This is a genomic window from Brevundimonas sp. FV1ye7S (assembly GCF_058680995.1).
The window spans coordinates 3,089,872-3,115,267 of record NZ_CM178726.1 but is presented as its reverse complement, the minus strand read 5'-3'; the positions used below and the strand labels follow the sequence as shown (position 1 = coordinate 3,115,267).

Genomic DNA, 25,396 nt, shown 5'->3' with positions numbered 1-25,396 from the left:
ACCAGTCGGCGAACAGCGGCGGAAGCGTTGCGGGAACGGCGGCGGTCGTCACGAACGGTATATAGCATGTTCCCGTTCCGTTTCAGCCCCGACGTCGCTATCTATCGGCTGTGTCCGACGAATCCGTCATCGCTGAATCCCGCCTGACCGGCGCCGAACCCTGGCTCGACCTGCCGCCGGCGCTCGCCACCCCGCCGGGGGCGGGGGCGGTCTGCGACGAGGCGGGGGCGCGCAAGATCGGGCGGGGGGCGGCCGAAGGGTTGTTCACCGGCGGGGCCGTGCTGGTGGCCCATGCGTCGCTGACCGCGCGACGGCTGGGGCTGACGCCGCCGCCGCGGTCGAGCGAGTTGATGGATGTGCTGGAGCTTTACGCCTTCGTCCGGCCGGCGCGATTCTGCGCCCCTTCGCCGACGGGGCTGGCCCTGTCGCTGGGTCTGGCGGAGCCGAAGTCGCCCGAGGCGCAGGCGGCGGTGTTGCGCGAGGCGGCGGCCGTGCTGTTGCGTGAACTGGCGGCCCCCGCCTATCCGGAACGCGAAGCCGCCTATGTCCTGGCCCTGACCCTGCAGCGCGCGGGCTGGGCCTGGGGCGAGCGCGTGGTTCAGGCGCTGGAGGCGGGCGGGGTGCGCGCGCGCCAGCATCGCGGGTCCGGCCTGGACGTCTGGACCCGTCTGACGGAGTGGGAGGACGAGGCCGCGCGCGGCGAGGCGGGGTCGGCCCCGGTCGATAGCGAGAGCGCGCGGATTCGGCTGGCGAAACTGCTTCAGGCCTCGGGTCTGGACGAGACGCGGCCGACCCAGTCGGACTACGCCGCCGAGGCCGCCTTCGCCTTTTCGCCGCGCAACGAGGAGGGCCGCCCCCGCATGCTGCTGGCCGAGGCGGGCACGGGCACGGGCAAGACCCTGGGCTATCTGGCGCCCGCCTCCCTGTGGGCCGAACGGAACCAGGGAGCGGCTTGGATCTCGACCTACACCCGCGCCCTGCAACGCCAGATCGACCGCGAGAGCCATGCCCTGTGGCCCGACCCGGAAGAGCGCAAGAAGAAGGCGGTGATCCGCAAGGGGCGCGAGAACTATCTGTGCGTCCTGAACCTGCAGGACATGGTCCAGGCGGCCCAGCTGGGGAACGGCGACCTGGTCGGCCTGGCGCTGGCGGGACGCTGGGCCGTGCATACGCGCGACGGGGACATGACGGGCGGCGACTTTCCCGGCTGGCTGCCGGGCCTGTTCGCCATGCCCGCCGCCCATGCGGCGGGGGCGGCCAATCTGGTGGACCGGCGCGGCGAATGCGTCCACGCCGCCTGCCCCCACTATCGCAGCTGTTTCGTCGAAAAGACCATTCGCGCCAGCCGCCGCGCGGACCTCGTCATCGCCAACCACGCCCTGGTCCTGACCCAGGCGGCGTTCGACGGCGCGCGCTCGGCCCGGGGCCAGAAGCAGGACGGCGAGACGGCCGCCCTGAAACGCATCGTCTTCGACGAAGGCCACCATCTGTTCGACGCCGCCGACAGCGCCTTTTCCGCCTGTCTGTCGGGACAGGAAGCGGCCGAGCTGCGTCGCTGGATCCGCGGTCCGGAAGGGCGAGGCCGGCGCGGTCGCGGTCTGGAGCAGCGGCTGGGCGACATGGTCGGGGACAATGATGCGGCGCTGAAAGCCTTGCAGGACGCCATCCGAGCTTCGGCGGCGCTGCCGGGCGAGGGTGTGTCGGGTCGGGTCGCTCCGGCTTCGGGCGAGGTGAACCCTATCGGTCCTATCGAGGCCTTCCTGGCGGCGGCCCTGGATCAACTGCGCGCCCGCACAGCCGAGACCAACACTTATGGCGGTCCCGAGTTCGGCATGGAGTGCGCGTTGAAGCCGGTGACCGACCCCGTGGCCGAGACCGCCCGCGCGGCGGCTCAGGCTCTGGCGGCCATAGAGGCGCCCCTGCTGGCCCTGTCGCGTCATCTGGAGGACATTCTCGACGATGAGGCGGCCGAGCTGGACGGGTCGCAGCGGTCGAGGATCGAGGGGGCGTTGCGGGGGCTGGACCGGCGCGCGCGGATGACCTTGCCCGGCTGGCGTTCGATGCTGGCGGCGCTGGAGGACGGCGGGGATCAGCCTGATCCGGACTTCGTCGACTGGCTGTCGGCCGAGACCGCCTTCGGGCGCATCCATGACGTGGCCCTGCGCCGTCACTGGATCGACCCGACCGTGCCGCTGGAAGCCGCCGTGATCGTGCCGGCGCACGGGGTGCTGGTGACCTCGGCCACCCTGTCCGATCCCTTGCAGGAAGACCCGTTCGACCTCGCGCGTCTGCGCACCGGCTCGGCCCGGCTGATCGAGCCGCCGCGCACCCTGAAGGTCGAGAGCCCCTTCGACTATGCGTCCAACAGCCGGGTCATCGTCGTCAACGACCTGATCAAGGACGATCCGCGCCAGACGGCGGCGGCGATGCGCGAACTTTTCCTGGCCGCCGGGGGCGGAGGGCTGGGCCTGTTCACCGCCATCCGCCGGTTGAAGGCGGTCTATGAACGGCTCGGCCCGGACCTGGCGAAGGCCGGCGTGCCCCTGTACGCCCAGCACGTCGATCCGCTGGAGGTCGGGGCCCTGGTCGACATGTTCCGGGTCGAGGAGAACTCGTGCCTGCTGGGCACGGACGCCGTGCGCGACGGGGTGGATGTGCCAGGTCGGTCGCTGCGGGTTCTGGCCTTCGACCGCGTGCCCTGGCCCCGCCCGGATCTGCTGCACAAGGCGCGGCGCGAACGGCTGGGCGGCCAGTTCTCGCAAGGGAGAGGCTATGACGACGCCCTGGCCCGCGCCCGGATCGCCCAGGCCTTCGGGCGGCTGATCCGGCGCGGCGACGACAAGGGGGTCTTCGTGATGCTGGACGCGGCCACCCCCACCCGCCTGTTCGCCAGCCTGCCGCCGGGCACGGAGGTCCAGCGCATGGGGCTGGCTGACGCCGTGGCGCTGACCCGCGGTTTCCTGAACTCCGAGATGACCTGAAATGTCGAAGACCACGCCTGCGACCGTCGCCCTGACCAAGGCCGGGGTCGCCTTCGAACTGTTCGCCTATGACTATGATCCCGAGGCGCCGCGCGTGGGGCTGCAGGCGGCCCAGGCTGTGGGAAAAGCCCCGGAACAGGTGTTCAAGACCCTGATGACCCTGGTCGACGGCGCGCCGGCCTGCGTCATCGCGCCGTCCGACTGCGAGGTCAGCATGAAGAAGCTGGCGGCGGCCATCGGCGGCAAGTCGGCGCAGATGATGAAGCCCGCCGATGCGGAACGGTTGACCGGCTACAAGGTCGGCGGCGTCAGCCCCTTTAGGCAGCGCAAGACCGTACCGACGGTGATGGACGAGACGGCCGTTCTGTTTGATCAGATCCTGATCAACGGGGGGCGGCGCGGGCTGTTGCTGGGGGTCGCGCCCGAAGCGGCGGCCCGGGCGGCGGGGGCCAGGCTGGTCGACATCACGGCCTGAACGCCTTGGGCGGTCGTCCTTCCTTGGGCTATAGCCGTCTCGACCCCGGAGTTTGAATGACCGACGCACCGACCCAGCGACCCAGCCGTGCGGGCCTCTACGCCCCCTTCATCATCGTGCTGATCGCCCTGGCCGCCTGGACCGGCTGGTGGTTCTATCTGACGCGCCAGATCGACGCCGGCCTGGAGGCTCAGTCGGCCGCCCTGCGCCAACAGGGCTGGGACGTGCGCTACGCCGACAAGCGGATCGTCGGCTGGCCCTTCCGCGCCAATGTGAAACTGACCCATGTGACCATCGCCGCCCCGTCCGGTCACGCCATATCCGCGCCGGAGCTGAACGCCGAGGCCAACGCCTATCAGCCGACCAAATGGGTCGTGGTCGCACCCGAGGGGCTGATCCTGACCCGGGCCGGCAAGGGCAAGGTCGCCATCAACGGCGACGCCATCCGCATGAGCGCCAGCGGCATCGACCAGCGCTGGCCCAATCTGGCTCTGGAACTGGTCAATCCGATCTTCACCGTCCATCCCGACGGCGAGCCCTTCCCCATCGCCCGGGCCGCACGGATCGAATTCTATTCGCGGCCCCATCTGGAAGGCGCGACCGCCCCGAGCGACGCCATCGACGTGATGTTCCGGCTGGTAGACGGCCAGGGACGCCGCGACGGACCGGTCGAGGGCTTCGCCCAGGACGGCCAACTGACCACCCAGCTGGAGGCCACCGTCGGCCGGGCCGACCTGCTGAAGGTCGGGGATGCGGCCGGGGTGTTTTCCCAATGGACCCAGGGCGGCGGGACCTTCCGCAATCTGCGCGGCGATCTGCAGGCCGGCGACAGTCGCGCCACTCTAAGCAGCGATGTGCTGCGGGCCGATGCGGACGGGCGCCTGGTCGGCCAGGTGGCCCTGCAATCGCAAAAGCCCTTGCCGGCCCTGTCGGGCCTGTTGGAGTCGCGCCAGGGGGCGGTGAACCGGGTCGGGGCGGCTGGAGCCGCCGCTGCTGCGGGGGCGGCGGATGCGGCGGGGCGTGAGGATGTGGCCCTGACCCTGGTGTTCCGCGACGGTCGGACCTGGCTGGGACCCTTCCCCCTGGCCCCGGCGCCCAAGCTGTTCTGATGGGGCTGCTGGAAGCGGCTTCGCCGGACGAGGACCTGCTGGGGTTGGACCAGGCGGTGGCGGCGGCGGTGCGCGCCCGTGTCGCCGCCGGGATGGCGGACCGGTTCGACGCCTCGGTCATCGTCCTGCGCGGCCTGCTGGCGGACGCCGGTCCGGCCGAAGCCGCCGCGCTCAAGGCGGTCTGGGGACGGATCGAGGCGGCGGCCGGGCCGGCGCTGACGGCGAGCGGCGGCATGGCCCAGATCCTGGCGGCTGACCGCTACGGCCTGGGCGTCCGGCCCCTGTCGGCCGACGCGGCGCTGAAGGCGGTCGAGGGCGGCGGGCGCGCCCTGATCGACCTGTCGTCCGATCGGCCATGGTGGGGGCGCTTGCTGGCCCGGCCGGACCTGAGGATCGTCGCCGCCCTGCCGGACGACCGTGGCGCCCGGCCCCAGGCGGTCCTTGTGTCAAAGGCCGTCTCGGGCCCGACGGGCGACGACCGCAGCTTCTGGGTCACTGACAGCGGCTTGTCCGACGCCAGGATCGTCGAGGCCCTGGGCGAGGCCGGACTGGCCGCCGAACCCCTGGCGGCGGCGGGCGGCTTGAAGCTGTTCCTATTGGCAGGCTATGTGCAGGCCGAGGACGGACGGCTGAGCGCGGCCCCCGGCCGCCTGACCGGCGTCATCGGCGCCGCGCCCGTCTTCTGACTTCCCCTCATCTTCCGAGTTCAAGGCTTCCCATGACCGACGCGCCCCAAGGACCCCAGGCAAAGCCAGGCATCCTCGACATCGCCCCCTATGTCGGCGGCAAGTCGTCCATCGCCGGCGTCGCCGAGCCGATGAAGCTGTCTTCCAATGAGAACATGCTGGGGGCCGGGGAAAAGGCGCGCGCCGCCTATGAGGCCGCGATCAAGTCGATCCACATCTACCCGGACGGTCGGGCGACCAAGCTGCGCGACGCCGTGGCGGAGAAGCACGGGCTGGAGCCCGAGCGGCTGATCTTCGGCAACGGCTCGGACGAGGTCTTCGCCTTGCTGAACCAGACCTATCTGACGGCGGGCGACAATATCGTCTGCGGCCAGTACGGCTTTTTGGCCTATCGGATCAGCGCCCTGGGCTGCGAGGCCCAGGTCAAGCTGGCTCCCGAGCCGAACTTCAAGGCCGAGGTCGACGCCCTGCTGGCCCAGGTCGATGATCGGACCAAGATCGTCTATGTCTCCAACCCGTCGAACCCGACCGGCAGCTACAACACCGGCGAGGAGATCCGCCGTCTGCACGCCGCGCTTCCGGCCCATGTCATCCTGGTGGTCGACGAAGCCTATGCGGAATATGTGACCGAGGCCGATTGGGAAACCGCCTTCCCGCTGGCCAAGGCGGCCGAAAACATCGTCGTGACCCGCACCTTCTCCAAGATCCACGGCCTCGGCGGTTTGCGCATCGGCTTCGGCTATGCGCCGCTGAAGGTGGCCGAAGCCATCGACCGCATCCGCCTTCCGTTCAACGTCTCCGTGCCGGGGCTGGAGGCGGCGACCGCCGCCCTGTTCGACGAGGCGCACCAGACGGCCTCGCGTGAGCTGGTGTCGAACTGGAAGCCGCGCCTGACCCAGGCCCTGCGCGGCTTCGGCCTCGAGGTCCTGCCCAGCGCCGGAAACTTCGTGCTGGTCGTGTTCGACGGGGCTGAACGGGCCGCCGCCGCCAATGAGTATCTGAACACACGGGGCATCATCGTGCGGCCGGTCGGCGGCTATGGTCTGCCCCAGGCCCTGCGCATCACCATCGGCACGGAAGACCAGAACCGCGCCGTGATCGATGCCTTGAGCGAGTTCGCGGCGACCTGATCCGCGAGAGCGCGGCGACCGCCGGGGCGGTCGCCGTCTGTTCCTCAGCCGCCGAAGCGGCGGGCGAAGAAGACGCCCGTGCGGAGGGTGTCGTCTTCCTGGGACAGGGGGCTGTCGGCCACGTCGCCCAGGCGTCGTTCATAGTTGACCAGGGCGCCGGCGCCCCATTTGTCGTTGATCGGGACCAGCAGGAACAGGCTGGCGCCGGCGCCTTGCAGGCCGCTGCCCGGCGAATAGGCGTCGATGCCGTTGCGGGCGGCCTCGGCGGCGCTGACGCCGTAATAGGCGTCGGCCAGCTTGGCGTCGCCGCCGCGCGCATAGACCGAGACATTCATCAGGCCGATCGGCGTCACGCGCTGGTGGCCGACCGAGGCGTAGTATTCCGTACCCTCGCTGACGTCCGACACGTCGCGGCTGACCCGGCCGCCGACCACGATATTGCCGGGCAGGCGTTTGAAGGCGTAGGCGGCCACGTCGGCGCCGAAGTCGGGACGATCCAGGTCCAGACCCTCGATGTCTTCGGGCGAGAAGCGCGGACGCAGTTGCAGGCCGGCGCGGAAGTCGTCGGTCTTGATCGCGTTCCAGCCCAGACCGTCGATGGCGCTCAGATAGACGACGTCGCGGTAATTGGCGGAGACCCAGGGCACGACCCGGGTCTCGGAGCCCGTGTCGCCGCCGCTGTCCTTGCTGTAGAGGGCGCCGACGCCGAGATCGACGGTCCAGCCGTCGGGCGCGGGGCGCATCTGCTCATAGGGCTGGGACTGGGCAAGGGCTGAGCCGGCGAAGGCGGTTGCGGCGGCGGCTGTCAGGGCCAGGGTGCGCAAGGACATTTGGAGCTTTCTCGTACGGAATAGGTCAGTCCATACGTTCGAGCTGGGCCTTTGGCTCCAGCAGGGCCGCAGATGCCGTCTCTATGCGACTTTCCAGCAACGCCATCATCGCCCCGCGCTTCAGGCCGGCGGGGATCGGCTCCAGGAATTCGAACACCACCTTGCCCGGATAGCGGCGGAATCCATGGGCCGGCCAGTGGACGCCGGAGTTGGTGGCGACCGGCCAGCAGGGGCCTTCCAGATCGCGATAGATGGCCGCGACGCCGGGCTTGTAGTCGCCGGGCACGCCGGGATCATTGCGCGTGCCCTCGGGGAAGATGACGATCTGGCGGCCTTCGGACAGGCGTTCGCGCGCCTGGCGCGTCATGTCCTTCAGCGCCTTGGCGTGGCCGGCGCGGTCGACGGCGATCATCTTGGCCTTCCAGGCGAACCAGCCGAAGAAGGGCAGGGGCATCAGCTCCTTCTTCATAACGAAACAGGCGTCGGGCAGGACCGCCAGCAGGGCGACGATGTCCAGCATCCCCTGGTGTTTCGACGCGATCAGGGCCGCGCCAGACGGGGCATGCTCAAGCCCGCGCACCTCGACCTTGACCCCCGCGATCCAGCGCAGGCCGAACAGCACGATCTTCGCCCACAATTTGCAGACGCCCTGCACATAACGGTGCGGCGCAAGCAGGATGGGCGACAGGCCGACGGCGACGATCGGCATCGACAGATAGAGCCAGGCGGTGAAGAGCAGGGAACGCAGGGTGTTCACTTAGGCAGGGGCCTTTTCGGCGGAGGGTTCGGACGCGGGGGCGACGCGGCTGAGGCGGCGAATCCCCTCGCGGCCCAGGGCGGCGAGATATTTCATATATTCCAGCGTCATGCGCCGCGCCGTCACCGTCGCGCGCCACCAGTGGCGGTTGTCCAGCGAGGGGGTCGAGACAGCGTAGGGGGTCAGTTTCACGCCCGGCAGCTGGCCCCGGATCTCCACCAGCGAGCGCGGCATATGATAGTCGGAGGTGACGACGATCAGGTCGTCATAGCCCTTGGACCGGGCCCAGGCCGCGATTTCCTGGGCGTTGCCGACGGTGTCCTCGGCCTCGAAGCCCAGATCGACGCAGCAGTTGAACAGACGGCTAGAGCCCGGCGTCAGCTCACGCAGTTCACGGCGGCGGACCTCGCGGTTGACGCCCGAAATCAGCACGCGCTGACCCTTGCCCTGCTCCAGCAGGCGGATGGCGGCGTTGACCCGTTCGGCCGAGGGGCCGGTCAAGGCCACGATGGCGTCGGCCGGGGCGGGATCCTCGGCGGGCGTCAGTTCGCGCACCCGATGGGCGAAGGCGAACAGGCCGACCAGCCAGATCAGGGCGACAATGCCGATGACGACGAGCAGCCTCATCCCTACCCCCGACCTGAACCCAGAACCTGCATGGCGGCGAATCTGGCCGCAACAAGCGCCACCGTAGCCGCCAGCAGCGGACATGGCGAGAGCAGCAGCAGGTCGCCCCAGGTCACGGGCAGGGCCTGGGTCAGACCGTCCGATCCGCCCAGGAACCGCAGGAAGGCCAGGAGCAGCCCCGCCAGTCCCGCCCCAATGGCCCCGGCCCCGGCTGCGATCAGGGCGAAGCGGCGCTGAAACAGCCAGGCGATGCGGCCGTCGGTCGCGCCGTTCAGGCTCAGGGTCTCGATCACCCCGCGCCCGGCGGCCAGGCCGGCGCGGGTGGCGTAGGCGATGGCGGCGGCGGCGGCGAAGGCCGTGGCCAGGAAGGCGGCGCCGGCCAGGGCGGTGATCAGGGCGGCCGAACGTTCGACCTCGCCGCGCCAAAGGCTGTGGTCATCGACCGTGGCGTCCAGCCCGGCCTCGGCCAGGGCGCGGCTGAGGCTGACCGCGCTGGCGGGGGCGTTCGGGTTCAGCCGCACCGTGACCAGATGGGGCAGGGGCAGGTCGGGCAGGACCGCGTCGCCCAGCCAGGGCCGCAGCAGATCCTCGGCCGCCTTGCGATCCAGGGCCGCCGCCTCCTCGACCCCGGCGACGCCGGACAGGGTCTCGGCGGCGCGGGCGGCGGCGGTGTCGCCGGTCTCGCCGACGCGGGGGCGGACCTGCACCGTCGCCTCGGACCCGAGCTGACGCGCCCAGCCGTGGGCGGCGCGGTCGGCGGCCGAGGCGGCGACGGCGGCCAGACAGGCCAGGAAGCACAGGACGGCGATGACGGTCATCAGCCAGGGCTCGCCGGCGGCCGCCGGGGGCAGCAGGCCTGGACGTCCCCGTGAAAGCCGGAAGTCGGAAAGGCGGATCATGCGGCGGCTCGGGCGGCTTCGGTCAGCCGGCCCTGGTCGAGCCGCAGGACCTGGGCGCCCGAGCGCTCGGCCAGGGCCTGGTCATGGCTGGCGATCAGGACGGTGGCGCCCAGCCGGTTCAGCGACTGGAACAGGCGCAGCAGTTTCTCGGCCATGACGGCGTCCACGCTGCCGGTCGGTTCGTCGGCGACGATCAGGCCGGGGCGGGTGATGACGGCGCGGGCGATGGCCAGCCGCTGTTTCTCGCCGCCGGACAGGGCGGGGGGACGGGCGTCCATCCGACGGCCCAGGCCGACCCATTTCAGCATTTCCTCCACATCGGCGGCGTAGTCGGCTTCGTGCCCGCCCGCCAGCCGCAGGGGCAGGGCGGCGTTGTCGAAGGCGGACAGATGGTCCAGCAGGCGGAAATCCTGGAACACCACCCCCATGCGGCGGCGAAAGGCCGGGATGTCGCGCCGGTCGATGTCGGACACATCGGCGCCGAACAGGCGGATGGTCCCGCTGGTCGGTCGGTCGGCCAGGGTCAGAAGCCGCAGCAGCGAAGACTTTCCGGCGCCGGACGGTCCGGTAAGGAAGTGGAAAGAGCCTCGCGTCAGAATGAGGTTAACGTCTCGCAGCACGTCGGGCGCGTCCGCATAGCCGAAACCCACGCCCGACAGGCGGACGGTCTCGGTCACAGGGGCGGAATCGACGGCGCTGGGTGGCGAGGACGGCATTGAGTTTTGTTTCAGGGACAGGGCGCGAAATCGCGCCTTACAGGAGGGGGCGACAGCCTCGCAGTCAGCCACATGATACTGACCTGCCCCGCCTGCGCCACCAGCTATTTCATTCCCGACGACGCCGTGGGCGCGAACGGGCGCAAGGTGCGCTGCAAATCGTGCGGCGAAGTCTGGCGCGCGACCAGCGACGAACCGCTGGAACTGAGCGTCGCGCCCGAACCGCGCGTCATCTCCACGCCCGAGCCGGAACCTGCGCCCGAGCCCGCCAGCCTGGCCGAGACCCCGGCGCCGGAACTGCCCAAGGCCTTTCGCGCCCGCGCCGAACAGCAGCGCCGCCTGCGCCGCGCCGCCACCCATGGCGTGGTCTGGGCGGGCCTGGCCAGCGCCTTTGTCGGCCTGATCGTCTCGGCCTTCCTGTTCCGGATCGAGGTGGTCGAGGCCTTCCCGCGCGCCGCCGCCGCCTATGCCGCAGTCGGGACGCCGGTGAACCCGGTCGGCCTGGACTTCGAGGCGATGACGGCCAAGGAGGTTCCCAACCATCCCGGCATGGTTCTGGTGTCCGGCGCGCTGCGCAATGTGCGCGACGCCGAGATCGTGGCCCCGCCCGTCCGGGTCGCGCTGCTGGACGAGCATGGCGCAGAGGTCGGGTTCAGGATCGTCGCCATCGACGCCGCCCCCGTCCTGCCCGGCAAGGTCCAGGGCTTCGCCGTCCTGATCCCCGATCCTGGCGGTCATGCGGCCGACATCGGGGTCAATTTCGTGACGCCCGACGCGCCTCACGCCAAGCCGGCCGCTGCTCACGCCGCGCCCGCCGAAGCGGCGCCGGCGGCGGATCACGGCGAAGATCATGCTGCGCCTCAGGCGGCTCCTCATGCTGCCCCTGCTCACGAGCCCGATCACGCGCCCGCCGAAACGGGCGGCGGTCATGCGCCGGCGAACGCTCATGCTGAGCTTGCGCCCGCCTCCAACGGCCTGAGATCGGCGGTCGCGCCGGGCGTCGCCGCGCGCAACGCCCAGGCGCCGATCGAGGCCCGCCCGATTCGCGTGGTGGACAACGGGCACGGCGAGGCGGTATCCGCCTCGCATGGCTGATCCCTCCCCCAAGCCGACCATTCTCCTGGCCGAGGCCGACATCGCCCGCGTCGTGGCGGACCTGGCCGCGCGCATCGCCCCCGTCATCGACGACGACACCGTCGCCGCCGTCCTGCTGACCGGCGGTCTGTGGTTCGCCGCCGACCTGACCCGCGCCCTGTCGCGACTGGGCCGTAATGTCCGGTTCGACGCCCTGTGGCTGGCCTCCTACGGCGACGACAAGACCAGCCGGGGCAAGATCGACGTCTATGCCCCGTTCCAGCGGCCCATCGCCGGGCGGCGCGTGCTGATCCTGGACGATGTGTTCGACACCGGCCTGTCCCTGGCCGAGGCGGGACGGATCGCGCGCGAGGCCGGGGCCTCAGAGGTCCTGACCTGCGTCTTCGCCCGCAAGCCCTGGCCCGCGCCGCGCGCCCCCGAGCCGGACTTCGTCGGCTGGGAGGCCCCGGACCGTTTCCTGGTGGGCTACGGACTGGACAACGCTGGCGGATTGCGTGGCCTTCCGGACATCTGCGCGCTGGACTGACGATAAAGCGGCCGGTTCGGCGTTGACTCTGAGACGCCCTTCCGTATATGTCGCCGCTCTTCGCCCCCGGGGGTCTCTCCGGAGGGCGTATTCATTTTTGCGTTTGCGCTGAGGCTTCAACATGTACGCGGTGATCAAGACCGGCGGCAAGCAGTACCGGGTCCAACCGGGCGATACGATTGTCGTCGAAAAGCTCGATGGCGACGCCGGCTCGGAGCTGAAGTTCGACAGCGTCCTGATGCTGGGCGGCGACAAGGGCGTGACCCTGGGCGCTCCCCTGATCGACGGCGCCTTCGTCGGCGCGACCCTGGTCGAAACCCGCAAGGGTGAGAAGATCAAGATCTTCAAGAAGACCCGTCGTCAGGGCTATCGCCGCACCAACGGCCACCGCCAGATGGAATCGGTCCTGCGCATCACCGGCATCGAAGGCGCCGGCGAGACCGCCAAGTGGGACGGCAAGGTCGATCTCACGACCAAGGCCGAGATCAACCTGCGGGCCCGCAACCTGGCCACCCGCGGCGCGACCTCCGCGCTGGGTTCGATCGAGACGGTCGTGACCGACGTGGACGGCGCCGAGGTCAAGGGCGTCGTGGTCGAGAGCTCGGCTCCCGCCAAGAAGGCCCCGGCCAAGAAGAAGGCCGCGCCCAAGGCTGAAGCCGCCGGCGACGAAGCCTAAGACATTTCACCGGCGCTTCACCGCGCCAAACGGTATCACGGACGCGCTCAAGTAGGCCGAAAGGCCGGTAGCGCACCAAGAAGAGACGGAGCGGCAAGATGGCTCACAAGAAATCCGGTGGTTCGTCGCGTAACGGTCGCGACTCCGAGTCGAAGCGCCTGGGCGTGAAGAAGTTCGGCGGCGAGCGCGTGCTGGCCGGCAACATCATCGTGCGTCAGCGCGGCACCACCTTCCACCCGGGTGAGAACATCGGCATGGGCCGTGACCACACCCTGTTCGCCCTGACCCACGGCGCGGTGAAATTCACCAAGAAAGCCGGCGGCCGATGCTATGTGTCGGTCCTCGCGGCCAATGACGACGCCGCCCAGGCTATGGCGGCCGAGTAACGCAGTCTGGAATACTCCGGATCGCGTTGCTCCTGAAAGCAGCCGATCCGGACCAGGGAAGATATTCCGCGGGGAGTCTGGATCACCAGGCTCCCCGTTTGCGTTTCCCCGCCTCGTAGCCCGCCCGAGCCCTCCAAGGTGGTGGTCCTTACGAAGAGGCGACTGTCATGTGCGTCATCGAAACCTCCCCCATCGTCGAGACGCGGCGTCTGGTGCTGCGCGCGCCCGCGCCCCAGGACGCGCCGCGCATCGCCGCTCTGGCCAATGATCTGGACATCGCGCGCATGACCAAGCGGATGCCGCATCCGTTCCGGGTCGAGGACGCTGACGACTTCGTGCTTCAGGTCGCGTCGCAGGATCCGGCGCGGGCCAACACCTTCGTCATCGAACATGAAGGGGCCGGCCCGGTCGGGGTCATCGGCCTGTTCGAGAGCGAAGATCGGGTTCCGGAGGCGGGTTACTGGATCGGACGCGAATACTGGGGGCGGGGGTTCGCCACCGAGGCCCTGGACGCCGCCCTGGTCTGGGCCAGCCGCAAGTGGCGGCGGCGCGCCCTGGTGGCCGGGCATTTCGCCGACAATCCCGCCTCGGGCCGGGTGCTGGAGAAGTCCGGCTTTCTCTACACGGGCGAGATCCGCCGGGCCTGGAGCCAGGCGCGGCGCGCCGAGATCGAGACGCGAATGATGGTGTGGCTGGCCTGAGCCAGCCCTAGCCCCAATCAGCCGGCCATGCTGGGGCCGAAGACGGCGGCGGCGCCGACCAGGCCCGCGACCAGCATGGCTACGGCCCCGGCGACGAAGGCCGTGGCCGTGCGCGCACGACGGCGCCGTGCGCCGCCCGCGCGGTATTTGCGGATCAGGATCATGGGGCCTCGGGTAAAGGCCTCGGACCCGATGATGTTGTGCTGGGACAAGAAGGCGCTCCCCGACTGTCTCTTGAGCAGGGATCTGTCCGGGGTCGGAGTGGTCAGAAGATGGCGATCCGCGTTACCGGGGTCGCATCTTCGTGAGGCGCGGACGCTTTAGAGGCGTCGCGACCTCTGTCAGCCGCAGAAGACGAGCCGGCCGTCATAGGTGCGATAATAGCCGCTGGCCGGGTCGTAGGAGCGATAGACGCTGCGGCACCAATCCACCCGGCGGGCGTCTCGATCATGGCCATAGGCCGAGCCCCCGCCGGGATAGACCAGGTCCGGCCGGCCATAGGCGCCGGGATAGACGCCGGGGCCGCTGGAATAGCTGTAGCCATAGTCGGCGGAGCGATAGCGCCGCGCATAGGTCGGCCGCTGGTCGCGCCAGGCGGCGCTGCAGTCGGTGCGGGAGGCGTCCCAATAGGCGTCGCAGCGATAGTCGCCGGGCCGGTCCGCCTGGCCGTTGAAGTCGTAGCGAGCGCCGGAACCATAGGTCTGGTTGCGTCCATAGGGACGATAGGCGTCCCGCCCCTGATACGCCCCGTCACGGGGATGATCATAGCGGGGCGGGGCGTCGTACCAAGTCTGGGCCACAGCCGGGGCGGTGGACAGGGCCGCGGCGACGGCGGCGATCAGAGCGAGTTTCATGGTCAATCCCAGTACGGCCGTCGGGGCCGGGCGGATGGGAACGCTTGGATGACGCCTACTGTATCGAACGACGACTTACAGGCCGGTGCTACAGGCCGGTGTTACAGGGCGACATTGACGACGCGGCCGCCCCGGGTGTCAACGCGGCGCATCAGCACCAGGGGGGCTTCGTCGCCTGTCCGGACCGGGACGATCAGGAACCAGCCGCCGTCGGGCAGGCCGCTGAACCGGAAACGGCCGTTTTCGCAGCGCGTGTCCCGGACGAAGCCGCTGTAGTTGGCGTTGGCGTCCGGCACGGTGCGGGCGCGGACCACGGCGGCCGGCACGGCGGCCCGCTCGGTCGAGCCGTACAGGGTGCGGAAGCGGGCGCGGGTGTAGGGGGTGTCGGGCGTCAGGCCGGCCGAGGCGACGCAGGCGTAGGCCTTGCCGTCCTGAGCATAGGTGACGCGGCCTTCGATAGCGGCCTGGCCCGGACGTTCCGACCAGGCGAAGTCCGCGGTGTTGAAGGCGGCGGGGCCGCCGACGGGGGCGCCGGTCGGGAAGGTGGTGGGGGCGCAGGCCGACAGGGCGGCGGCAGCCAGACCCAGGACCAGGGCGGCGGGCTTCAGGGAACGGATCGACATGGGGCTTCCTCCGGAAATCCGGACCGCCCTGGGGGGAGGCGGGGCCGGAAATGATCGTGGACCGGTCGCGGGGTGCGACGATCCTCTATCGCACGAGCGACAACGCGACTGCCACGGTCAAGGTTGCGCCCTCTGGACCGGGAACCGACAAAGCGCGAAAGAAGCGCGAGAAAATTCGTCGGGCGATCGCCCGGCGGCAGAGTGGAATCCGATCATGACCGTCACCTTCGCCGATATCCAGGCTGCTCAGGGCCGAATCGCCGGTCAGGTGGACCGCACCCCCACCCGCCATTCCCGCAAGCTGTCGCAGCTGACCGGGGCCGAGGTCTGGGTGAAGTTCGACAATCTGCACTTCACCGGCAGCTTCAAGGAGCGCGGGGCGTTGAACCGGCTGCTGATGCTGACGCCGGAAGAGCGCAAGCGCGGGGTGGTGGCGGCCAGCGCCGGGAACCACGCCCAGGCCCTGGCCTATCATGGCGGACGGCTGGGGGTGCCGGTCACCATCGTGATGCCGGAGGGGACCCCCTTCGCCAAGATCAACGGCACCCGGTCCCACGGGGCCACGGTGGTGATCGAGGGGCTGGACTTCACCGGCTCGACCGAGGCCGCCAAACGGCTGGAGGCGGAGAAGGGCTATGTCTTCGTCTCGGCCTTCGACGACGAGGGGATCGTGGCGGGCCAGGGGGTCTGCGCCATCGAGTTCCTGGAGGACGCGCCGGATCTGGAGGCCCTGCTGATCCCCATCGGCGGGGGCGGTCTGATCGCCGGCTGCGCCATCGCCGCCAAGGCGATGAAGCCGGACATCCAGGTGTTCGGGGTCGAGGCGGCGCGATACCCGTCCTTCACCGCCAAGCGGGCGGGCAAGCCGCCGGTCTGCACCGGCCAGACCATCGCCGAGGGGATCGCCATCAAGGCGGTGGGCGACATCCCCTTCGCTCTGGCCAACCCGTTGGTGGACGAGGTCTTCGTCTGCGAAGAGGCGGACTTCGAACGGGCGGTGGCCCATTACGTCACCTATGAGAAGACGGTGTCGGAGGGGGCGGGCGCCGGCGGTCTGGCGGCCCTGCTGGCCTATCCCGAGCGGTTCAAGGGGATGAAGGTCGGGCTGGAGCTGTGCGGCGGCAATATCGATGCGCGGATGCTGGCGGTGGTGCTGAACCGCGAGATGGTCCGTGAACGGAGGTTGCTGGTTTACCGGATCCTGGGCGACGACCGGCCGGGCATGTTGTCGGCCATGGCGGCGGTGATCGGGGGTCTGGGCGGCAATATCATCGACGTGGTCCACAACCGGCTGGCGCTGGACGTGCCGGCCAAGGGCGCCGAGTTCGACATCATGGTCGAAACGCGCGATAGCGCCCACGCCGACGAGATCGGCGAGGCCTTGAAGGAACGCGGCTATGAACTTCGGATGGGGTAAGGCGGCGGTCGTCGCCAATCTCTTGGGGGCCGTTCTGATGCTGGCGGGCTGCGGCCGGTCGGAACCGGTCGATCCGAACGCGGGCAAGGCCGAGGCGGCAGCCTTCATGGAGAAGAACGCCAAGGCGGAGGACGTCGTGACCCTGCCGAGCGGGCTGCAGTACCAGGTGGTTCAGTCGGGACCGGCGGGCGGCGTCAGCCCGGATCGCAACGATCTGGTCAAGGTCGACTACGAGGGCAAGCTGGTCGACAATACGGTGTTCGACAGCTCGTTCGCGCGCGGGGCGCCGGCCGTGTTCACGCCGGAGTCCGTGGTGCCCGGCTGGACCGAGGCACTGCAGAAGATGCGCGTCGGCGACGAGTGGATCCTGTTCGTGCCGCCGGCCCTGGGCTACGGCGAGACGGGTGCGGGCGGGGATATTCCGGCCAACGCCGTGCTGATCTTCCGGCTGAAGCTGCTGGACGTGGCGCCTGTGCCGGGTGGTGGTTCGGCTTCGCCGACGGCGATGGGCTGAGTTCTCGTCCCTGTCGCGGAGCTGTGTCCACGCTGCGCTTCTCCGAAGGTTCGCGCGGACCCGCAAGCTTCTTCCAACGTCGTCTTGAAAAATCGGGGGAATCGGCTGTCATAGTGTGTCGCTAATCGAGTGAAATACGTCGTGAGACGATAGGAGAGACAAATGTTTACATCGGTGACGATCATCGATCTGGAAGCGGTTTACGTTGACTACGTGCCGAGCCAACCGCACGGCGATTTTTCAAGCTCACAGAGCGCCGCAGCTTATGAGCAGGGCTTGCTCACACGCTCACAAGCTATGACTGCGAGTTGGCAATCGGCCGTCCGGCCAAAACCTCCGTCGCCTGTCTGGAGGTAGGCGCTCGGCGTCTGTGCGGCGTCGGGCAGCCTCTCCACCACGCCCATTGGGAGCCGTCTCCTCCTCACGATGCGGGGAGGAGACGGCTCCACTCTTCGATAACCATGGGGTCTTGTTCCGTCGTTGCGTCGCGAAGGGCTGTGAACGCATCGCCAGGCAGGAGTTGCGACAGGGCCCAGACGGCCGCGCCGCGCACCAGAGGGACGGGGTCGGCCAGCAGGGCCTGGGTCGGGGCGATCAGGCTCGGGTCGTCTGAATTGCCGACCGCATAGAGGACGTTTCTCAGGAACCGGTCGCGGCCGATGCGCTTGACGGGGCTCTTGGTGAACACGGCGCGGAAGGCGGCGTCGTCAAGCGTCAGCAGGTCGTGAAGGCGCGGGCTGTTGAAGGCGGGGCGGGGCGCCAGCCGGATCTCGCGGGCTTCCTGGGCGAACTTGTTCCACGGACAGACGGCTAAACAGTCGTCGCAGCCATAGATGCGCGAGCCGGTCAGGGTGCGGAACTCCACCGGCCATGGCCCGGCGAACTCGATGGTCAGGTAGGAGAGGCAGCGCCGGGCGTCGAGCTGGAACGGGGCGGGGAAGGCGTTCGTCGGACAGGCGTCGAGACAGGCGGTGCAACGGCCGCAGTGTTCGGTCTCGGCCGCGTCCGGTTCGATCTCGGCGGCGGTCAGGATGGTCCCCAGGAACAGCCAGTTGCCGTGGGTGCGGCTGAGCAGATTGGTGTGTTTGCCTTGCCAGCCCAGGCCGGCGCGCTGGGCCAGGGGTTTCTCCATCAGGGGGGCGGTGTCGACGAAGACCTTGATGTCGGCGCCGTTGCGCGCCGCGATCTGACCCGCCAGCTGTTTCAGCCGGCCCTTGATGACCTCGTGATAGTCGTCGCCCCGCGCATAGACCGAGATATAGGCGGCCGAACGGTCGGCCAACTGGTCCAGCGGATTGTCGTCGGGGCCGTAGTTCATGCCCAGGACGATGGCGGTCTTCGCCTCGTCCCACATGGCGGTGGGGTGCTGGCGGCGGTCCAGGGTCGTTTCCATCCACGCCATGTCGCCGTGCCGGCCCTCGTCCACGAAATGCCGCAGCCGCTCGCCCGCCGGCCAGGCGTCGGCCGCCGAGGCGAAGCGGCAGACATCAAAGCCGAGCTCGGCCGCGCGCTGGCGGATGAAGGTTTTCAGGCGGTCGGACACGGGGCGGGGATAGCATAGTTTTCTCCCTCCCCGTTCGGGGAGGGGGGCGAAGCGGAGCGAAGCCGGGTGGGAAGGGCAAGGCGGCGTCTCTCTCGTTGTCATTCTGGGCGCAATCCCCAGGGTGACGGGTTTTAGGGAGGGCGGTGCGCTGGCGCCTGGCCGGCCCCACCCGGTCGCTGCGCGCCCCCCCCTCCCCCGCAGGGGGAGGGAGAGGCGAGTCTATGCGGCCTCGCCGTCTAGCAACTCCAGAATCTGGCCCTGGATGTCCGTGGGCCACGGCGCGATCAGGGCGGCGAGCCTGGCGCGGTCGCCGGCGAACAGGGCGCGGCTGGCCTCTTCGAAATCGGGGGCGTCGCCGGCCATCTCGACCATGAAGCCATAGGCGGCTTCGGTGCGGCGGCGTCGCGCGTCGCCGTCGGCGCCGGTCTTGCGGGCCTGGTCCACCAGACGACGCAGGACGGCCGAGGCTCCGCCGGGCTGGGCCGCCAGCCAGTCCCAATGGCGAGGTAGAAGCGTGACTTCGCGTGCGGCGACGCCCAGGCGCGGACGGCCGCGCTTGGGAGCCGGAGCAGGTTCTTGTTCGCGGAGGTCCAGGTCGACCGGGCGGCCGGTCGCCAGATCGAACACGCGCAGCGCGGCTTGAGGCGAGGCCGCCAGGGCCTTGCGGAAAGCGGCCACGACAGCGGCGTCCGAGCCTCTGGCGATGCGGTTGGGGCCGTCGAACAGCACCAGATCGCGATCTTCGTCGCTCATGTATTTACCCGGATAAAATTAGCTGTCATGTTTATACCCGGATAAATAAGAGAGCGCCATGACCCAAACAAATCGCAAGAGCCTGATCGCCGCATACAAGGAGCGGCCGACCATCGCCGGGGTCTATGCCGTCATCTGCAGCGCGACGGGCCAGGTCTGGGTCGGCAAGAGCCGCCACATCGACACCGAACAGAACGGGCTGTGGTTCGCGCTGCGCCACGGCGGCAGTCCGTACCGGTCGCTTCAGGCGGCGTGGAAGGCGCACGCGCCCGAGGATTTCCGCTTCGAGCAGCTGGATCGCTTGCCGGAGGATATCTCGGACCTTCGTCGCAAGGACGAACTGGTCAGCCGGGCGAAGCTGTGGATCGCGCGGTTGGGTGCGGAGGCGTTGTAGAGGGGGCGAGCTTTTTAGAAATCCAGGTCCGCGTACCAGGCCGAGGGCGGCACGCCGACGAAGCGGTCCGCCAGCAGGGGGCGGAAGCAGGGACGGGATTTGAGTTTGGAGTACCAGGTCTTCAGCGACGGCCAGTTGGCCCACTGAATCTCGCCGAAATAGTCGAGCACCGACAGGTGTGCGGCGGCGATCAGGTCGGCCTGGCTGAGGCGGCGGCCGGCCAGCCAGTCGCGGGCGGCGACCAGGTCTTCCAGCATGGCGAGGTGGGATTTCAGGGCGTCGCGGCCGTGGCGCAGGGCGCGGGCCTCGGGCGGGCCCAGTTTGAGCAGGGGTTTCTCCATCCGCTCATGCAGCAGGACGGCGTCGACTTCATCGGTGAAGCGGCGCTCGAACCAGCCGGTCAGGCGGCGCGCCTCGGCCCGTTCGGCGGGGTCGGCGGACAGAAGCAGGGGGGCCTTCTGCTGATCCTCAATCCAGCCCAGGACGGCGGGGAGTTCGCACAGGGTCAGGGGGCGGCCGCGATCCGTGGTCTGGACGACAGGCGGCAGGCCCGAGGGGTTGAAGTCGTTGACCGGACAGTCGTCCTCCCACGGACGGACCGGGGTGTCGGTCCATTCGATACGCGCCTCGCCCAGAGCCAGACGCGCGGCGCGCGAGGCGGGCTGGAAGGCGAAATGGAACAGGACGGTGGACTCGGACATCGCCGCTTGATGCGCCGACACCCGTTAATGTCCATTTACCGGATCGCGATCAGGACAGGATCAGGACCAGGGGCCTTTGGGCGGGGTGGTCGTGGGGGCGACGGTGCGTGGTTCGGCGTCAGCTGTCGATTCCGACGCACCGGGTGCGGCGAGCGGCGGCGTGTCGGCAGAGGGCGGGCAGACCCGGCCGCGCGGATCGGCGTGAATCAGGATGTCGGCGGCGGGAAAGTGGCTGAGCACCCGGGTCTCGGCTTCCACCACGATGGCGTGGGCGGCGTCCAGCGTCAGGTCGGGGTCCAGATCGACGTGCATCTGAACCATCATCACCTGGCCCGCCATGCGGGTGCGCAACTGGTGGACGCCTGAGATGCGCGGGTCGGCGAGGACGGCGTGGATGACGGCGGCGCGGTCCGTCTCGGGCACGGCGCGGTCCAGCAGATGGTCGGCGGCGGCCTTCAACATGCCGGTCGCCCCCCAGAACAGCCAGACGGCGACCACCAGGCCGGCGGCGGCGTCCAGGCCGGGCGCCCCCAGGAAGGCGCCCGAGATCACCCCGATCAGCACCACCAGATTGGCGGCCAGGTCGGCGGCGTAGTGGGCGCGATCGCCGGCGACGGCCATGGAGCCGGTCTTCTTAAGGGCCCGGGTCTGCATCCAGACCAGCCAGGCGGTGATGGCGATGGAGACGATCACCACCCCGGTCGCCCAGCCGCCGGAGGTGACGGGACGCGGATCGAAGATGCGCTGAATTCCCTCCCACCCGATGAAGATGGCGGAGGCGAAGACCAGACCGGCCTGGACCATGGCGGCCAGGGCCTCGCCCTTGCCGTGGCCGTAGCGATGATCTTCGTCCGCCGGTGTGGCGGCCCAGCGCACGGCGAAGAAGGTCGCCAGCGAGGCGACCAGATCCAGCACCGAATCCGTCAGCGTCGCCAGGATGGAGACCGAACCGGAGGCGCCCAACGCAAAGGCCTTCAGCACGATCAGCACCAGAGCGACCCCGACCGACAGTCGCGTGATGCGGCGGGTGGCCAGATGAGCGTCTTCAAGGGGCGCGGGTGCGGGAGGAGGAGCGGGCGACGTCATTCCCGCCTCTTGTCGCGCAATCGTGGCGGAATGCCAACCGCAGGCCCTAATTCGAGCGCCTCCTTTGGATTGCGGCTGCGTTAGCGTTAAGGACACACAACGGCGCTATGTCGAACGCCGTACATAGTTGATGGGCATCAGTCGTGGGGACGACATGAGCGCTGACGAACGCTGGATCGCGCGGAGCGAGGCCCTGACCCGGCTTGGGGTCAAGGCCCAGACCCTGTACGCCTATGTCAGTCGCGGCCGGATCGCCGCCCGACCCGATCCCACCGATCCCCGACGCAGTCTGTACGCCGTCTCCGACGTGGCGCGGCTGTGCGGCGAGGGCGGCGCCGAGGCGGACGGCCCCGAAGTGCGGGCGCCGGTCATGGGGGCGGCGGCGCGGGGCGAGGCGGACATCCAGTCCTCGGTGTCGCTGATCGCCGACGGTCGGCTGTTCTATCGCGGTCTGGACGCGGTGCAACTGGCGGAGACCGCGACCATAGAGACGGCGGCGCGCGCCCTGTGGGACGCCCGCGAGACCAATCCCTTCGCCGATCTGAAGCCTCGCATCGACCCCATCGTCGGCGGATCGACCCAGAGGCGGGTCCTGGCCGTGCTGGGGCGCCGCGCCATCGAGGACCGGGCGCTTCGGACCCATGACCCCGTCAGCCTCAAGCGCGAGGCCGCCTCTCTGCTGAGCGAGGTGGTGGACAGCGTCTCCGGGCCGGGACCCCGCCTGTATCTTCACCAGCGGCTGGCGCGCGGCTTCAAGGCGGCCGAACGCGACAGTCATCTGATCCGTCGCGCCCTGGTGCTGGGCGCCGACGCCGGCCTGGACGACGCGGTCCTGGCGACGCGGGCGGCGGCGGGCGGGGGCGCGCCCCTGGCCGGCGCCGTTCTGGCGGGCGCGACCACCCTGGGGGGGACGCCGCTGACGGAAATCGACGATGTCGTGGCCTATGTCGGCGAGGCGCGGCGCGATCCGACCGGCGCGGCGCGGCGCTGGATCGGGCTGAAGGGGTGCGCACCGGGCTTCGCGGCGGATACGGAATTCGGCCGGGTCGATCCGCGCGCCCCCGCCCTGTTGGATGCGGCGGACCTGACGGCGGACCTGAAGGCGGTCTGGACCGAGGGCGAGGCGGCGGGCGGACTGCCGCCGGGCTTCGGTCTGGCCCTGGCCCTGACGGCGCGCCGACTGGACCTGGGTCCGACGGGGGCGGGGGACCTGTTGATGCTGGGGCGTCTGATCGGCCTTCTGGCCCATGCTGTGGATCAGGCGGCGGACGGCTCGCCTATCCGGGCGAGATTGCGCTATGTGGGGCCCGAGCCGGGCTCCCACTGACGTTTTTCGGTCAGGCGGGCCGGCCCCACGGGGATATCATGTCTGACTGGCTTGCAGCGATCATTCTCGGTCTGGTCGAAGGACTGACCGAGTTCATACCGGTGTCCTCCACCGGCCACATGCTTCTGCTCGGCCATTTCATGGGCTTTCAGAGCTCGGGCAAGACGTTCGAGATCGTCATCCAGCTCGGCGCCCTGCTGGCCATCGTCAGTGTCTATTTCCGGCGGCTGTGGACCCTGGCGACCCGCTGGCCCTTTGATCCCGAGGCGCGGCGGTTCCTGATCGGCCTGCTGGTCGCGTTCGCGCCGGCGGTGGTGATCGGCTTCCTGGCCTATGACTTCATCAAGACCGTGCTGTTCGAGACGCCGCAGGTGGTGTGCGTCGCCCTGATCGTCGGCGGGATCCTCCTGCTGCTGCTGGACCGGATGGACAAGCGGCCGCAGTGGCTGGACGCGAACGCCTATCCGATGCGGGTCTATTTCCTGATCGGCCTGTTCCAGTGCCTGGCCATGATCCCCGGCGTGTCGCGATCCGGCGCCACCATCGCCGGCGGCCTGCTGCTGAAGACCGACAAGCGGTCGGCGGCCGAGTTCAGCTTCTTCCTGGCCCTGCCCACCATGGGGGCGGCGGTGGCCTATGACCTGCTGAAGAACCACAAGACGCTGGATTTCAGCGACGTCGGCCTGATCGTGGTGGGCTTCGTGACCGCCTTCCTGACGGCGCTGGTGGTGGTGCGGTTCCTGCTGGACTTCGTGTCCAAACACGGCTTCGGCCCCTTCGCCTGGTGGCGGATCGTGGTTGGAGTGGTAGGGCTGGCGCTGTTGCAGGCGGGGTTCTGAGTCCCGCGACGCTGGCGAATTGCAGCGTCTGCCTCTAAGGGGCGGGCATGAGCACGCTTCTTTACGGCCGACCGCCGGTCGTCTTCGATCCTCCCAGCACTGGAGCGGGCGCCGCGATCCAGACCTCGCCTCTAATCCCCGGCTCGACCGCGCTGGAGAGCGTGCCCGAGGGCTCGGTCGACGACATCATGATCTACGCCCCGCCCGGCGTGTTGGAGCGGCGCTATGCGCTGGCCCTGGCGCTGAGGGCGCTGAAGGTCGGAGGGCGGCTGGATGTGATGGCGCTCAAGGACAAGGGCGGGTCGCGGCTGAAGAAAGAACTGACTGGCTTCGGCGTCGAGGTGGGCGAGACGGCCAAGGCGCACCACCGCCGCTGTATTGTGATCAAGCCCGAGACCCTGACCGGGATCGATGAAGCCATAGCCGAGGGGGCGGCGCGGATCGTGCCGGGGCTGGAGGCCTGGTCGCAGCCAGGAATCTTCGCCTGGGACCGGATCGATGCGGGCTCTGCCCTGCTGGCGCAGCATATGCCGGGGCTGAAGGGGGCGGGCGTCGATCTGGGCTGCGGCTATGGGGCGCTGGCGACGGTGGCACTGAGGTCGGCGGCGGTGACGTCGCTGCGGCTGATCGACCTGGATCGCCGGGCGGTCGAGGCGGCGCGGAAGAATGTCGAAGATCCGCGCGCGAGCGTCGAATGGGCCGATGTGCGGACGATGGCCGCGGACGGCGAACTGAACTTCGTCGTCAGCAATCCGCCCTTCCACGACGGCGGGACCGAGGATCGCCGGCTGGGTCAGGCCTTTATCCGCAAGGCGGCGGAGCTGCTTAAGAAGGGCGGGGTCGCCTGGATCGTGGCGAACCGGCACCTGCCGTACGAGGCGGAGCTGAATACGGCGTTCAACCGGGTGCGGCTGGTCGCGGATGCGGGCGGGTACAAGCTGTTCGAGGCGGTGAAGTGAGTCCGCGCTCACGCAGCCCGAAGGGCGATAGCGCATGAAAAAAGTCCCCACCTCTCGCGTCGACCGTCTGCTGGGGTCGATGGGCTATGGGTCGCGGGCCGAGATGGCGCGGATGGCCAAGGCCGGAGGGATCGTGCTGGACGGGGCGGATCTGACGGATGTGTCCAGGCGGATCCCGGTGACGCGCGACCTGCCGACGCGGATGGAGATCGACGGCGAGCCGCTGGATCCGGTGCAGGGTCTGGTGATCCTGCTGAACAAGCCGCTGGGCATGACCTGTTCGCACAAGGAAGAGGGGGCGCTGGTCTATGACATCCTGCCGGGGCGCTGGCGGTCGCGCGATCCGGCCATCTCGACCATCGGACGGCTGGACAAGCAGACCACGGGCCTGTTGCTGCTGACCGACGACGGGGATCTGCTGCACCGGGTGATCAGTCCCAAACGCCATGTGGCAAAGGTGTATCGCGCCGGGCTGGCGCGGCCGTTGACGGGGACGGAAGGCGCCTTGTTCGCCTCGGGCGAACTGGTGCTGGAGGGCGAGGACAAGCCGCTGGCGCCGGCCGTGCTGGAGGTCGTGTCCCCGACCGAGGCCCTGCTGACGGTGACGGAGGGCCGCTATCACCAGGTGCGCCGCATGTTCGCCGCCGCCGGCAACCACGTCGAGACCCTGCACCGCGAACGGCTGGGCGGGTTGGCCTTGCCGGCCGATCTGGCGCCGGGGGAGTGGCGGCTGCTGACGCCGGAGGAGATTGCGTCGATCTTCGTCCGCACCGAAGTCATGGACATTTGACG

General features: G+C 69.4%; 29 protein-coding genes. 17 read left to right on the top strand and 12 right to left on the bottom strand.

The genetic code is table 11. The features are described from left to right. Window positions 1–110 precede the first annotated feature (110 nt). The 5 genes from ACW18C_RS15175 to hisC are packed head-to-tail and all read left to right on the top strand — an operon-like array spanning window position 111 to window position 6,381. Window positions 111–2,981: an ATP-dependent DNA helicase gene (locus tag ACW18C_RS15175; RefSeq protein ID WP_492071788.1), complete on the top strand. Its 2,871-nt coding sequence runs from the start codon at window positions 111–113 to the stop codon at window positions 2,979–2,981. 1 nt (window position 2,982) lies between these two features. After that, window positions 2,983–3,456: a Cys-tRNA(Pro) deacylase gene (gene ybaK, locus ACW18C_RS15170; protein WP_492071787.1), complete on the top strand. Its 474-nt coding sequence runs from the start codon at window positions 2,983–2,985 to the stop codon at window positions 3,454–3,456. A 56-nt stretch (window positions 3,457–3,512) separates the two neighbouring features. After that, entirely contained in the window at window positions 3,513–4,565 is a 1,053-nt protein-coding gene (locus tag ACW18C_RS15165; protein WP_492071786.1) for a DUF2125 domain-containing protein, read from the top strand. After that, window positions 4,565–5,251 carry a hypothetical protein gene (locus tag ACW18C_RS15160; RefSeq protein ID WP_492071785.1) on the top strand — a complete coding sequence of 229 codons (687 nt, stop codon included), beginning with the start codon at window positions 4,565–4,567 and terminating at the stop codon, window positions 5,249–5,251. Before ACW18C_RS15165 ends, ACW18C_RS15160 begins: the two co-directional genes overlap by 1 nt. A 32-nt stretch (window positions 5,252–5,283) precedes the next feature. Further along, on the top strand, window positions 5,284–6,381 hold the full coding sequence (gene hisC / locus ACW18C_RS15155) for a histidinol-phosphate transaminase (protein ID WP_492071784.1): 1,098 nt from the start codon (window positions 5,284–5,286) through the stop codon (window positions 6,379–6,381). A 44-nt stretch (window positions 6,382–6,425) separates the two neighbouring features. Here hisC and ACW18C_RS15150 read toward each other — a convergent pair whose 3' ends face one another. Genes ACW18C_RS15150 through ACW18C_RS15130 form a run of 5 tightly spaced genes read right to left on the bottom strand, consistent with a single transcriptional unit; the run spans window position 6,426 to window position 10,210 of the window. Further along, window positions 6,426–7,211, bottom strand: a complete 786-nt coding sequence (locus ACW18C_RS15150; RefSeq protein WP_492071783.1) for a MipA/OmpV family protein — start codon at window positions 7,209–7,211, stop codon at window positions 6,426–6,428. A 25-nt stretch (window positions 7,212–7,236) separates the two neighbouring features. Further along, the gene (locus tag ACW18C_RS15145) at window positions 7,237–7,968 is read right to left on the bottom strand and encodes a lysophospholipid acyltransferase family protein (protein ID WP_154726826.1); all 732 of its coding nucleotides are present in this window, start codon (window positions 7,966–7,968) and stop codon (window positions 7,237–7,239) included. Further along, entirely contained in the window at window positions 7,969–8,595 is a 627-nt protein-coding gene (locus tag ACW18C_RS15140; RefSeq protein ID WP_291753167.1) for a YdcF family protein, read from the bottom strand. 2 nt (window positions 8,596–8,597) lie between these two features. Further along, the gene (locus ACW18C_RS15135) at window positions 8,598–9,494 is read right to left on the bottom strand and encodes a cell division protein FtsX (protein WP_008258898.1); all 897 of its coding nucleotides are present in this window, start codon (window positions 9,492–9,494) and stop codon (window positions 8,598–8,600) included. Further along, window positions 9,491–10,210 carry a cell division ATP-binding protein FtsE gene (locus tag ACW18C_RS15130; protein ID WP_492071781.1) on the bottom strand — a complete coding sequence of 240 codons (720 nt, stop codon included), beginning with the start codon at window positions 10,208–10,210 and terminating at the stop codon, window positions 9,491–9,493. The genes ACW18C_RS15135 and ACW18C_RS15130 overlap by 4 nt, the downstream gene beginning before the upstream one ends. 72 nt (window positions 10,211–10,282) lie before the next feature. Here ACW18C_RS15130 and ACW18C_RS15125 point away from each other — a divergent pair, with 72 nt between their 5' ends. From ACW18C_RS15125 to ACW18C_RS15105, 5 genes are all read left to right on the top strand, one after another. After that, complete coding sequence (locus ACW18C_RS15125) at window positions 10,283–11,305, top strand: MJ0042-type zinc finger domain-containing protein (protein ID WP_008260560.1); 1,023 nt, start codon at window positions 10,283–10,285, stop codon at window positions 11,303–11,305. Beyond that, complete coding sequence (locus ACW18C_RS15120; protein ID WP_492071779.1) at window positions 11,298–11,831, top strand: phosphoribosyltransferase; 534 nt, start codon at window positions 11,298–11,300, stop codon at window positions 11,829–11,831. The genes ACW18C_RS15125 and ACW18C_RS15120 overlap by 8 nt, the downstream gene beginning before the upstream one ends. 121 nt (window positions 11,832–11,952) lie before the next feature. Next, window positions 11,953–12,507, top strand: coding sequence for a 50S ribosomal protein L21 (gene rplU, locus ACW18C_RS15115; RefSeq protein ID WP_292150744.1), 555 nt, complete (start codon window positions 11,953–11,955; stop codon window positions 12,505–12,507). A 98-nt stretch (window positions 12,508–12,605) separates the two neighbouring features. Next, a complete protein-coding gene (gene rpmA / locus ACW18C_RS15110; RefSeq protein ID WP_035309791.1) occupies window positions 12,606–12,893 on the top strand; it encodes a 50S ribosomal protein L27 in 288 nt (95 codons plus the stop codon). A gap of 167 nt (window positions 12,894–13,060) precedes the next feature. Further along, window positions 13,061–13,594, top strand: coding sequence for a GNAT family N-acetyltransferase (locus tag ACW18C_RS15105; protein ID WP_492071778.1), 534 nt, complete (start codon window positions 13,061–13,063; stop codon window positions 13,592–13,594). Window positions 13,595–13,611: 17 nt separating this feature from the next. Here the strand turns inward: ACW18C_RS15105 and ACW18C_RS15100 are convergent, their stop codons facing one another. The 3 genes from ACW18C_RS15100 to ACW18C_RS15090 all read right to left on the bottom strand — a co-directional run bounded on the left by ACW18C_RS15100 (window position 13,612) and on the right by ACW18C_RS15090 (window position 15,071). Further along, window positions 13,612–13,806: a hypothetical protein gene (locus tag ACW18C_RS15100; RefSeq protein ID WP_164952623.1), complete on the bottom strand. Its 195-nt coding sequence runs from the start codon at window positions 13,804–13,806 to the stop codon at window positions 13,612–13,614. Window positions 13,807–13,935: 129 nt separating this feature from the next. Continuing rightward, window positions 13,936–14,448, bottom strand: coding sequence for a BA14K family protein (locus tag ACW18C_RS15095; protein ID WP_492071777.1), 513 nt, complete (start codon window positions 14,446–14,448; stop codon window positions 13,936–13,938). A 101-nt stretch (window positions 14,449–14,549) separates the two neighbouring features. Next, a complete protein-coding gene (locus tag ACW18C_RS15090; protein ID WP_492071776.1) occupies window positions 14,550–15,071 on the bottom strand; it encodes a hypothetical protein in 522 nt (173 codons plus the stop codon). A 214-nt stretch (window positions 15,072–15,285) separates the two neighbouring features. On the opposite strand from ACW18C_RS15090, the gene ACW18C_RS15085 reads away from it, so the two are divergent. Next, window positions 15,286–16,488: a threonine ammonia-lyase gene (locus ACW18C_RS15085; RefSeq protein ID WP_492071774.1), complete on the top strand. Its 1,203-nt coding sequence runs from the start codon at window positions 15,286–15,288 to the stop codon at window positions 16,486–16,488. Beyond that, complete coding sequence (locus tag ACW18C_RS15080; protein ID WP_492071773.1) at window positions 16,469–17,002, top strand: FKBP-type peptidyl-prolyl cis-trans isomerase; 534 nt, start codon at window positions 16,469–16,471, stop codon at window positions 17,000–17,002. The genes ACW18C_RS15085 and ACW18C_RS15080 overlap by 20 nt, the downstream gene beginning before the upstream one ends. A 421-nt stretch (window positions 17,003–17,423) precedes the next feature. Here the strand turns inward: ACW18C_RS15080 and queG are convergent, their stop codons facing one another. After that, window positions 17,424–18,545: a tRNA epoxyqueuosine(34) reductase QueG gene (queG, locus tag ACW18C_RS15075; RefSeq protein ID WP_492071771.1), complete on the bottom strand. Its 1,122-nt coding sequence runs from the start codon at window positions 18,543–18,545 to the stop codon at window positions 17,424–17,426. Between the two features lie 219 nt (window positions 18,546–18,764). Beyond that, window positions 18,765–19,298: a DUF2239 family protein gene (locus ACW18C_RS15070; RefSeq protein ID WP_492071769.1), complete on the bottom strand. Its 534-nt coding sequence runs from the start codon at window positions 19,296–19,298 to the stop codon at window positions 18,765–18,767. Window positions 19,299–19,356: 58 nt separating this feature from the next. Here ACW18C_RS15070 and ACW18C_RS15065 point away from each other — a divergent pair, with 58 nt between their 5' ends. Further along, entirely contained in the window at window positions 19,357–19,692 is a 336-nt protein-coding gene (locus ACW18C_RS15065; protein ID WP_492071768.1) for a GIY-YIG nuclease family protein, read from the top strand. A 14-nt stretch (window positions 19,693–19,706) separates the two neighbouring features. On the opposite strand, the gene fzlA is transcribed toward ACW18C_RS15065, so the two are convergent. Then, window positions 19,707–20,393 (bottom strand): FtsZ-binding protein FzlA, encoded by a 687-nt coding sequence (fzlA, locus tag ACW18C_RS15060; RefSeq protein WP_008263197.1) that lies wholly within the window; start codon window positions 20,391–20,393, stop codon window positions 19,707–19,709. A gap of 60 nt (window positions 20,394–20,453) precedes the next feature. Beyond that, complete coding sequence (locus tag ACW18C_RS15055) at window positions 20,454–21,479, bottom strand: cation diffusion facilitator family transporter (protein ID WP_492071766.1); 1,026 nt, start codon at window positions 21,477–21,479, stop codon at window positions 20,454–20,456. Window positions 21,480–21,633: 154 nt separating this feature from the next. On the opposite strand from ACW18C_RS15055, the gene ACW18C_RS15050 reads away from it, so the two are divergent. Genes ACW18C_RS15050 through ACW18C_RS15035 form a run of 4 tightly spaced genes read left to right on the top strand, consistent with a single transcriptional unit; the run spans window position 21,634 to window position 25,394 of the window. Continuing rightward, the gene (locus ACW18C_RS15050; protein WP_040349889.1) at window positions 21,634–22,806 is read left to right on the top strand and encodes a citrate synthase family protein; all 1,173 of its coding nucleotides are present in this window, start codon (window positions 21,634–21,636) and stop codon (window positions 22,804–22,806) included. 38 nt (window positions 22,807–22,844) lie between these two features. Next, on the top strand, window positions 22,845–23,645 hold the full coding sequence (locus tag ACW18C_RS15045) for an undecaprenyl-diphosphate phosphatase (protein ID WP_492071765.1): 801 nt from the start codon (window positions 22,845–22,847) through the stop codon (window positions 23,643–23,645). Between the two features lie 47 nt (window positions 23,646–23,692). Next, window positions 23,693–24,604, top strand: a complete 912-nt coding sequence (locus tag ACW18C_RS15040; protein ID WP_492071764.1) for a class I SAM-dependent methyltransferase — start codon at window positions 23,693–23,695, stop codon at window positions 24,602–24,604. Between the two features lie 34 nt (window positions 24,605–24,638). Then, a complete protein-coding gene (locus ACW18C_RS15035; protein ID WP_492071762.1) occupies window positions 24,639–25,394 on the top strand; it encodes a pseudouridine synthase in 756 nt (251 codons plus the stop codon). Window positions 25,395–25,396: the final 2 nt, after the last annotated feature.

Excerpts from the sequence above, each read along its gene's own strand:
- ybaK (WP_492071787.1), top strand. The coding sequence starts at position 2,983 with ATGTCGAAGACCACGCCTGCGACCGTCGCCCTGACCAAGGCCGGGGTC.
- ACW18C_RS15165 (WP_492071786.1), top strand. The coding sequence starts at position 3,513 with ATGACCGACGCACCGACCCAGCGACCCAGCCGTGCGGGCCTCTACGCC.
- ACW18C_RS15160 (WP_492071785.1), top strand. The coding sequence starts at position 4,565 with ATGGGGCTGCTGGAAGCGGCTTCGCCGGACGAGGACCTGCTGGGGTTG.
- hisC (WP_492071784.1), top strand. The coding sequence starts at position 5,284 with ATGACCGACGCGCCCCAAGGACCCCAGGCAAAGCCAGGCATCCTCGAC.
- ACW18C_RS15150 (WP_492071783.1), bottom strand. The coding sequence starts at position 7,211 with ATGTCCTTGCGCACCCTGGCCCTGACAGCCGCCGCCGCAACCGCCTTC.
- ACW18C_RS15140 (WP_291753167.1), bottom strand. The coding sequence starts at position 8,595 with ATGAGGCTGCTCGTCGTCATCGGCATTGTCGCCCTGATCTGGCTGGTC.
- ACW18C_RS15135 (WP_008258898.1), bottom strand. The coding sequence starts at position 9,494 with ATGATCCGCCTTTCCGACTTCCGGCTTTCACGGGGACGTCCAGGCCTG.
- ACW18C_RS15130 (WP_492071781.1), bottom strand. The coding sequence starts at position 10,210 with ATGCCGTCCTCGCCACCCAGCGCCGTCGATTCCGCCCCTGTGACCGAG.
- ACW18C_RS15125 (WP_008260560.1), top strand. The coding sequence starts at position 10,283 with ATGATACTGACCTGCCCCGCCTGCGCCACCAGCTATTTCATTCCCGAC.
- ACW18C_RS15120 (WP_492071779.1), top strand. The coding sequence starts at position 11,298 with ATGGCTGATCCCTCCCCCAAGCCGACCATTCTCCTGGCCGAGGCCGAC.
- rplU (WP_292150744.1), top strand. The coding sequence starts at position 11,953 with ATGTACGCGGTGATCAAGACCGGCGGCAAGCAGTACCGGGTCCAACCG.
- rpmA (WP_035309791.1), top strand. The coding sequence starts at position 12,606 with ATGGCTCACAAGAAATCCGGTGGTTCGTCGCGTAACGGTCGCGACTCC.
- ACW18C_RS15105 (WP_492071778.1), top strand. The coding sequence starts at position 13,061 with ATGTGCGTCATCGAAACCTCCCCCATCGTCGAGACGCGGCGTCTGGTG.
- ACW18C_RS15095 (WP_492071777.1), bottom strand. The coding sequence starts at position 14,448 with ATGAAACTCGCTCTGATCGCCGCCGTCGCCGCGGCCCTGTCCACCGCC.
- ACW18C_RS15090 (WP_492071776.1), bottom strand. The coding sequence starts at position 15,071 with ATGTCGATCCGTTCCCTGAAGCCCGCCGCCCTGGTCCTGGGTCTGGCT.
- ACW18C_RS15085 (WP_492071774.1), top strand. The coding sequence starts at position 15,286 with ATGACCGTCACCTTCGCCGATATCCAGGCTGCTCAGGGCCGAATCGCC.
- ACW18C_RS15080 (WP_492071773.1), top strand. The coding sequence starts at position 16,469 with ATGAACTTCGGATGGGGTAAGGCGGCGGTCGTCGCCAATCTCTTGGGG.
- ACW18C_RS15070 (WP_492071769.1), bottom strand. The coding sequence starts at position 19,298 with ATGAGCGACGAAGATCGCGATCTGGTGCTGTTCGACGGCCCCAACCGC.
- ACW18C_RS15065 (WP_492071768.1), top strand. The coding sequence starts at position 19,357 with ATGACCCAAACAAATCGCAAGAGCCTGATCGCCGCATACAAGGAGCGG.
- fzlA (WP_008263197.1), bottom strand. The coding sequence starts at position 20,393 with ATGTCCGAGTCCACCGTCCTGTTCCATTTCGCCTTCCAGCCCGCCTCG.
- ACW18C_RS15055 (WP_492071766.1), bottom strand. The coding sequence starts at position 21,479 with ATGACGTCGCCCGCTCCTCCTCCCGCACCCGCGCCCCTTGAAGACGCT.
- ACW18C_RS15050 (WP_040349889.1), top strand. The coding sequence starts at position 21,634 with ATGAGCGCTGACGAACGCTGGATCGCGCGGAGCGAGGCCCTGACCCGG.
- ACW18C_RS15045 (WP_492071765.1), top strand. The coding sequence starts at position 22,845 with ATGTCTGACTGGCTTGCAGCGATCATTCTCGGTCTGGTCGAAGGACTG.
- ACW18C_RS15040 (WP_492071764.1), top strand. The coding sequence starts at position 23,693 with ATGAGCACGCTTCTTTACGGCCGACCGCCGGTCGTCTTCGATCCTCCC.
- ACW18C_RS15035 (WP_492071762.1), top strand. The coding sequence starts at position 24,639 with ATGAAAAAAGTCCCCACCTCTCGCGTCGACCGTCTGCTGGGGTCGATG.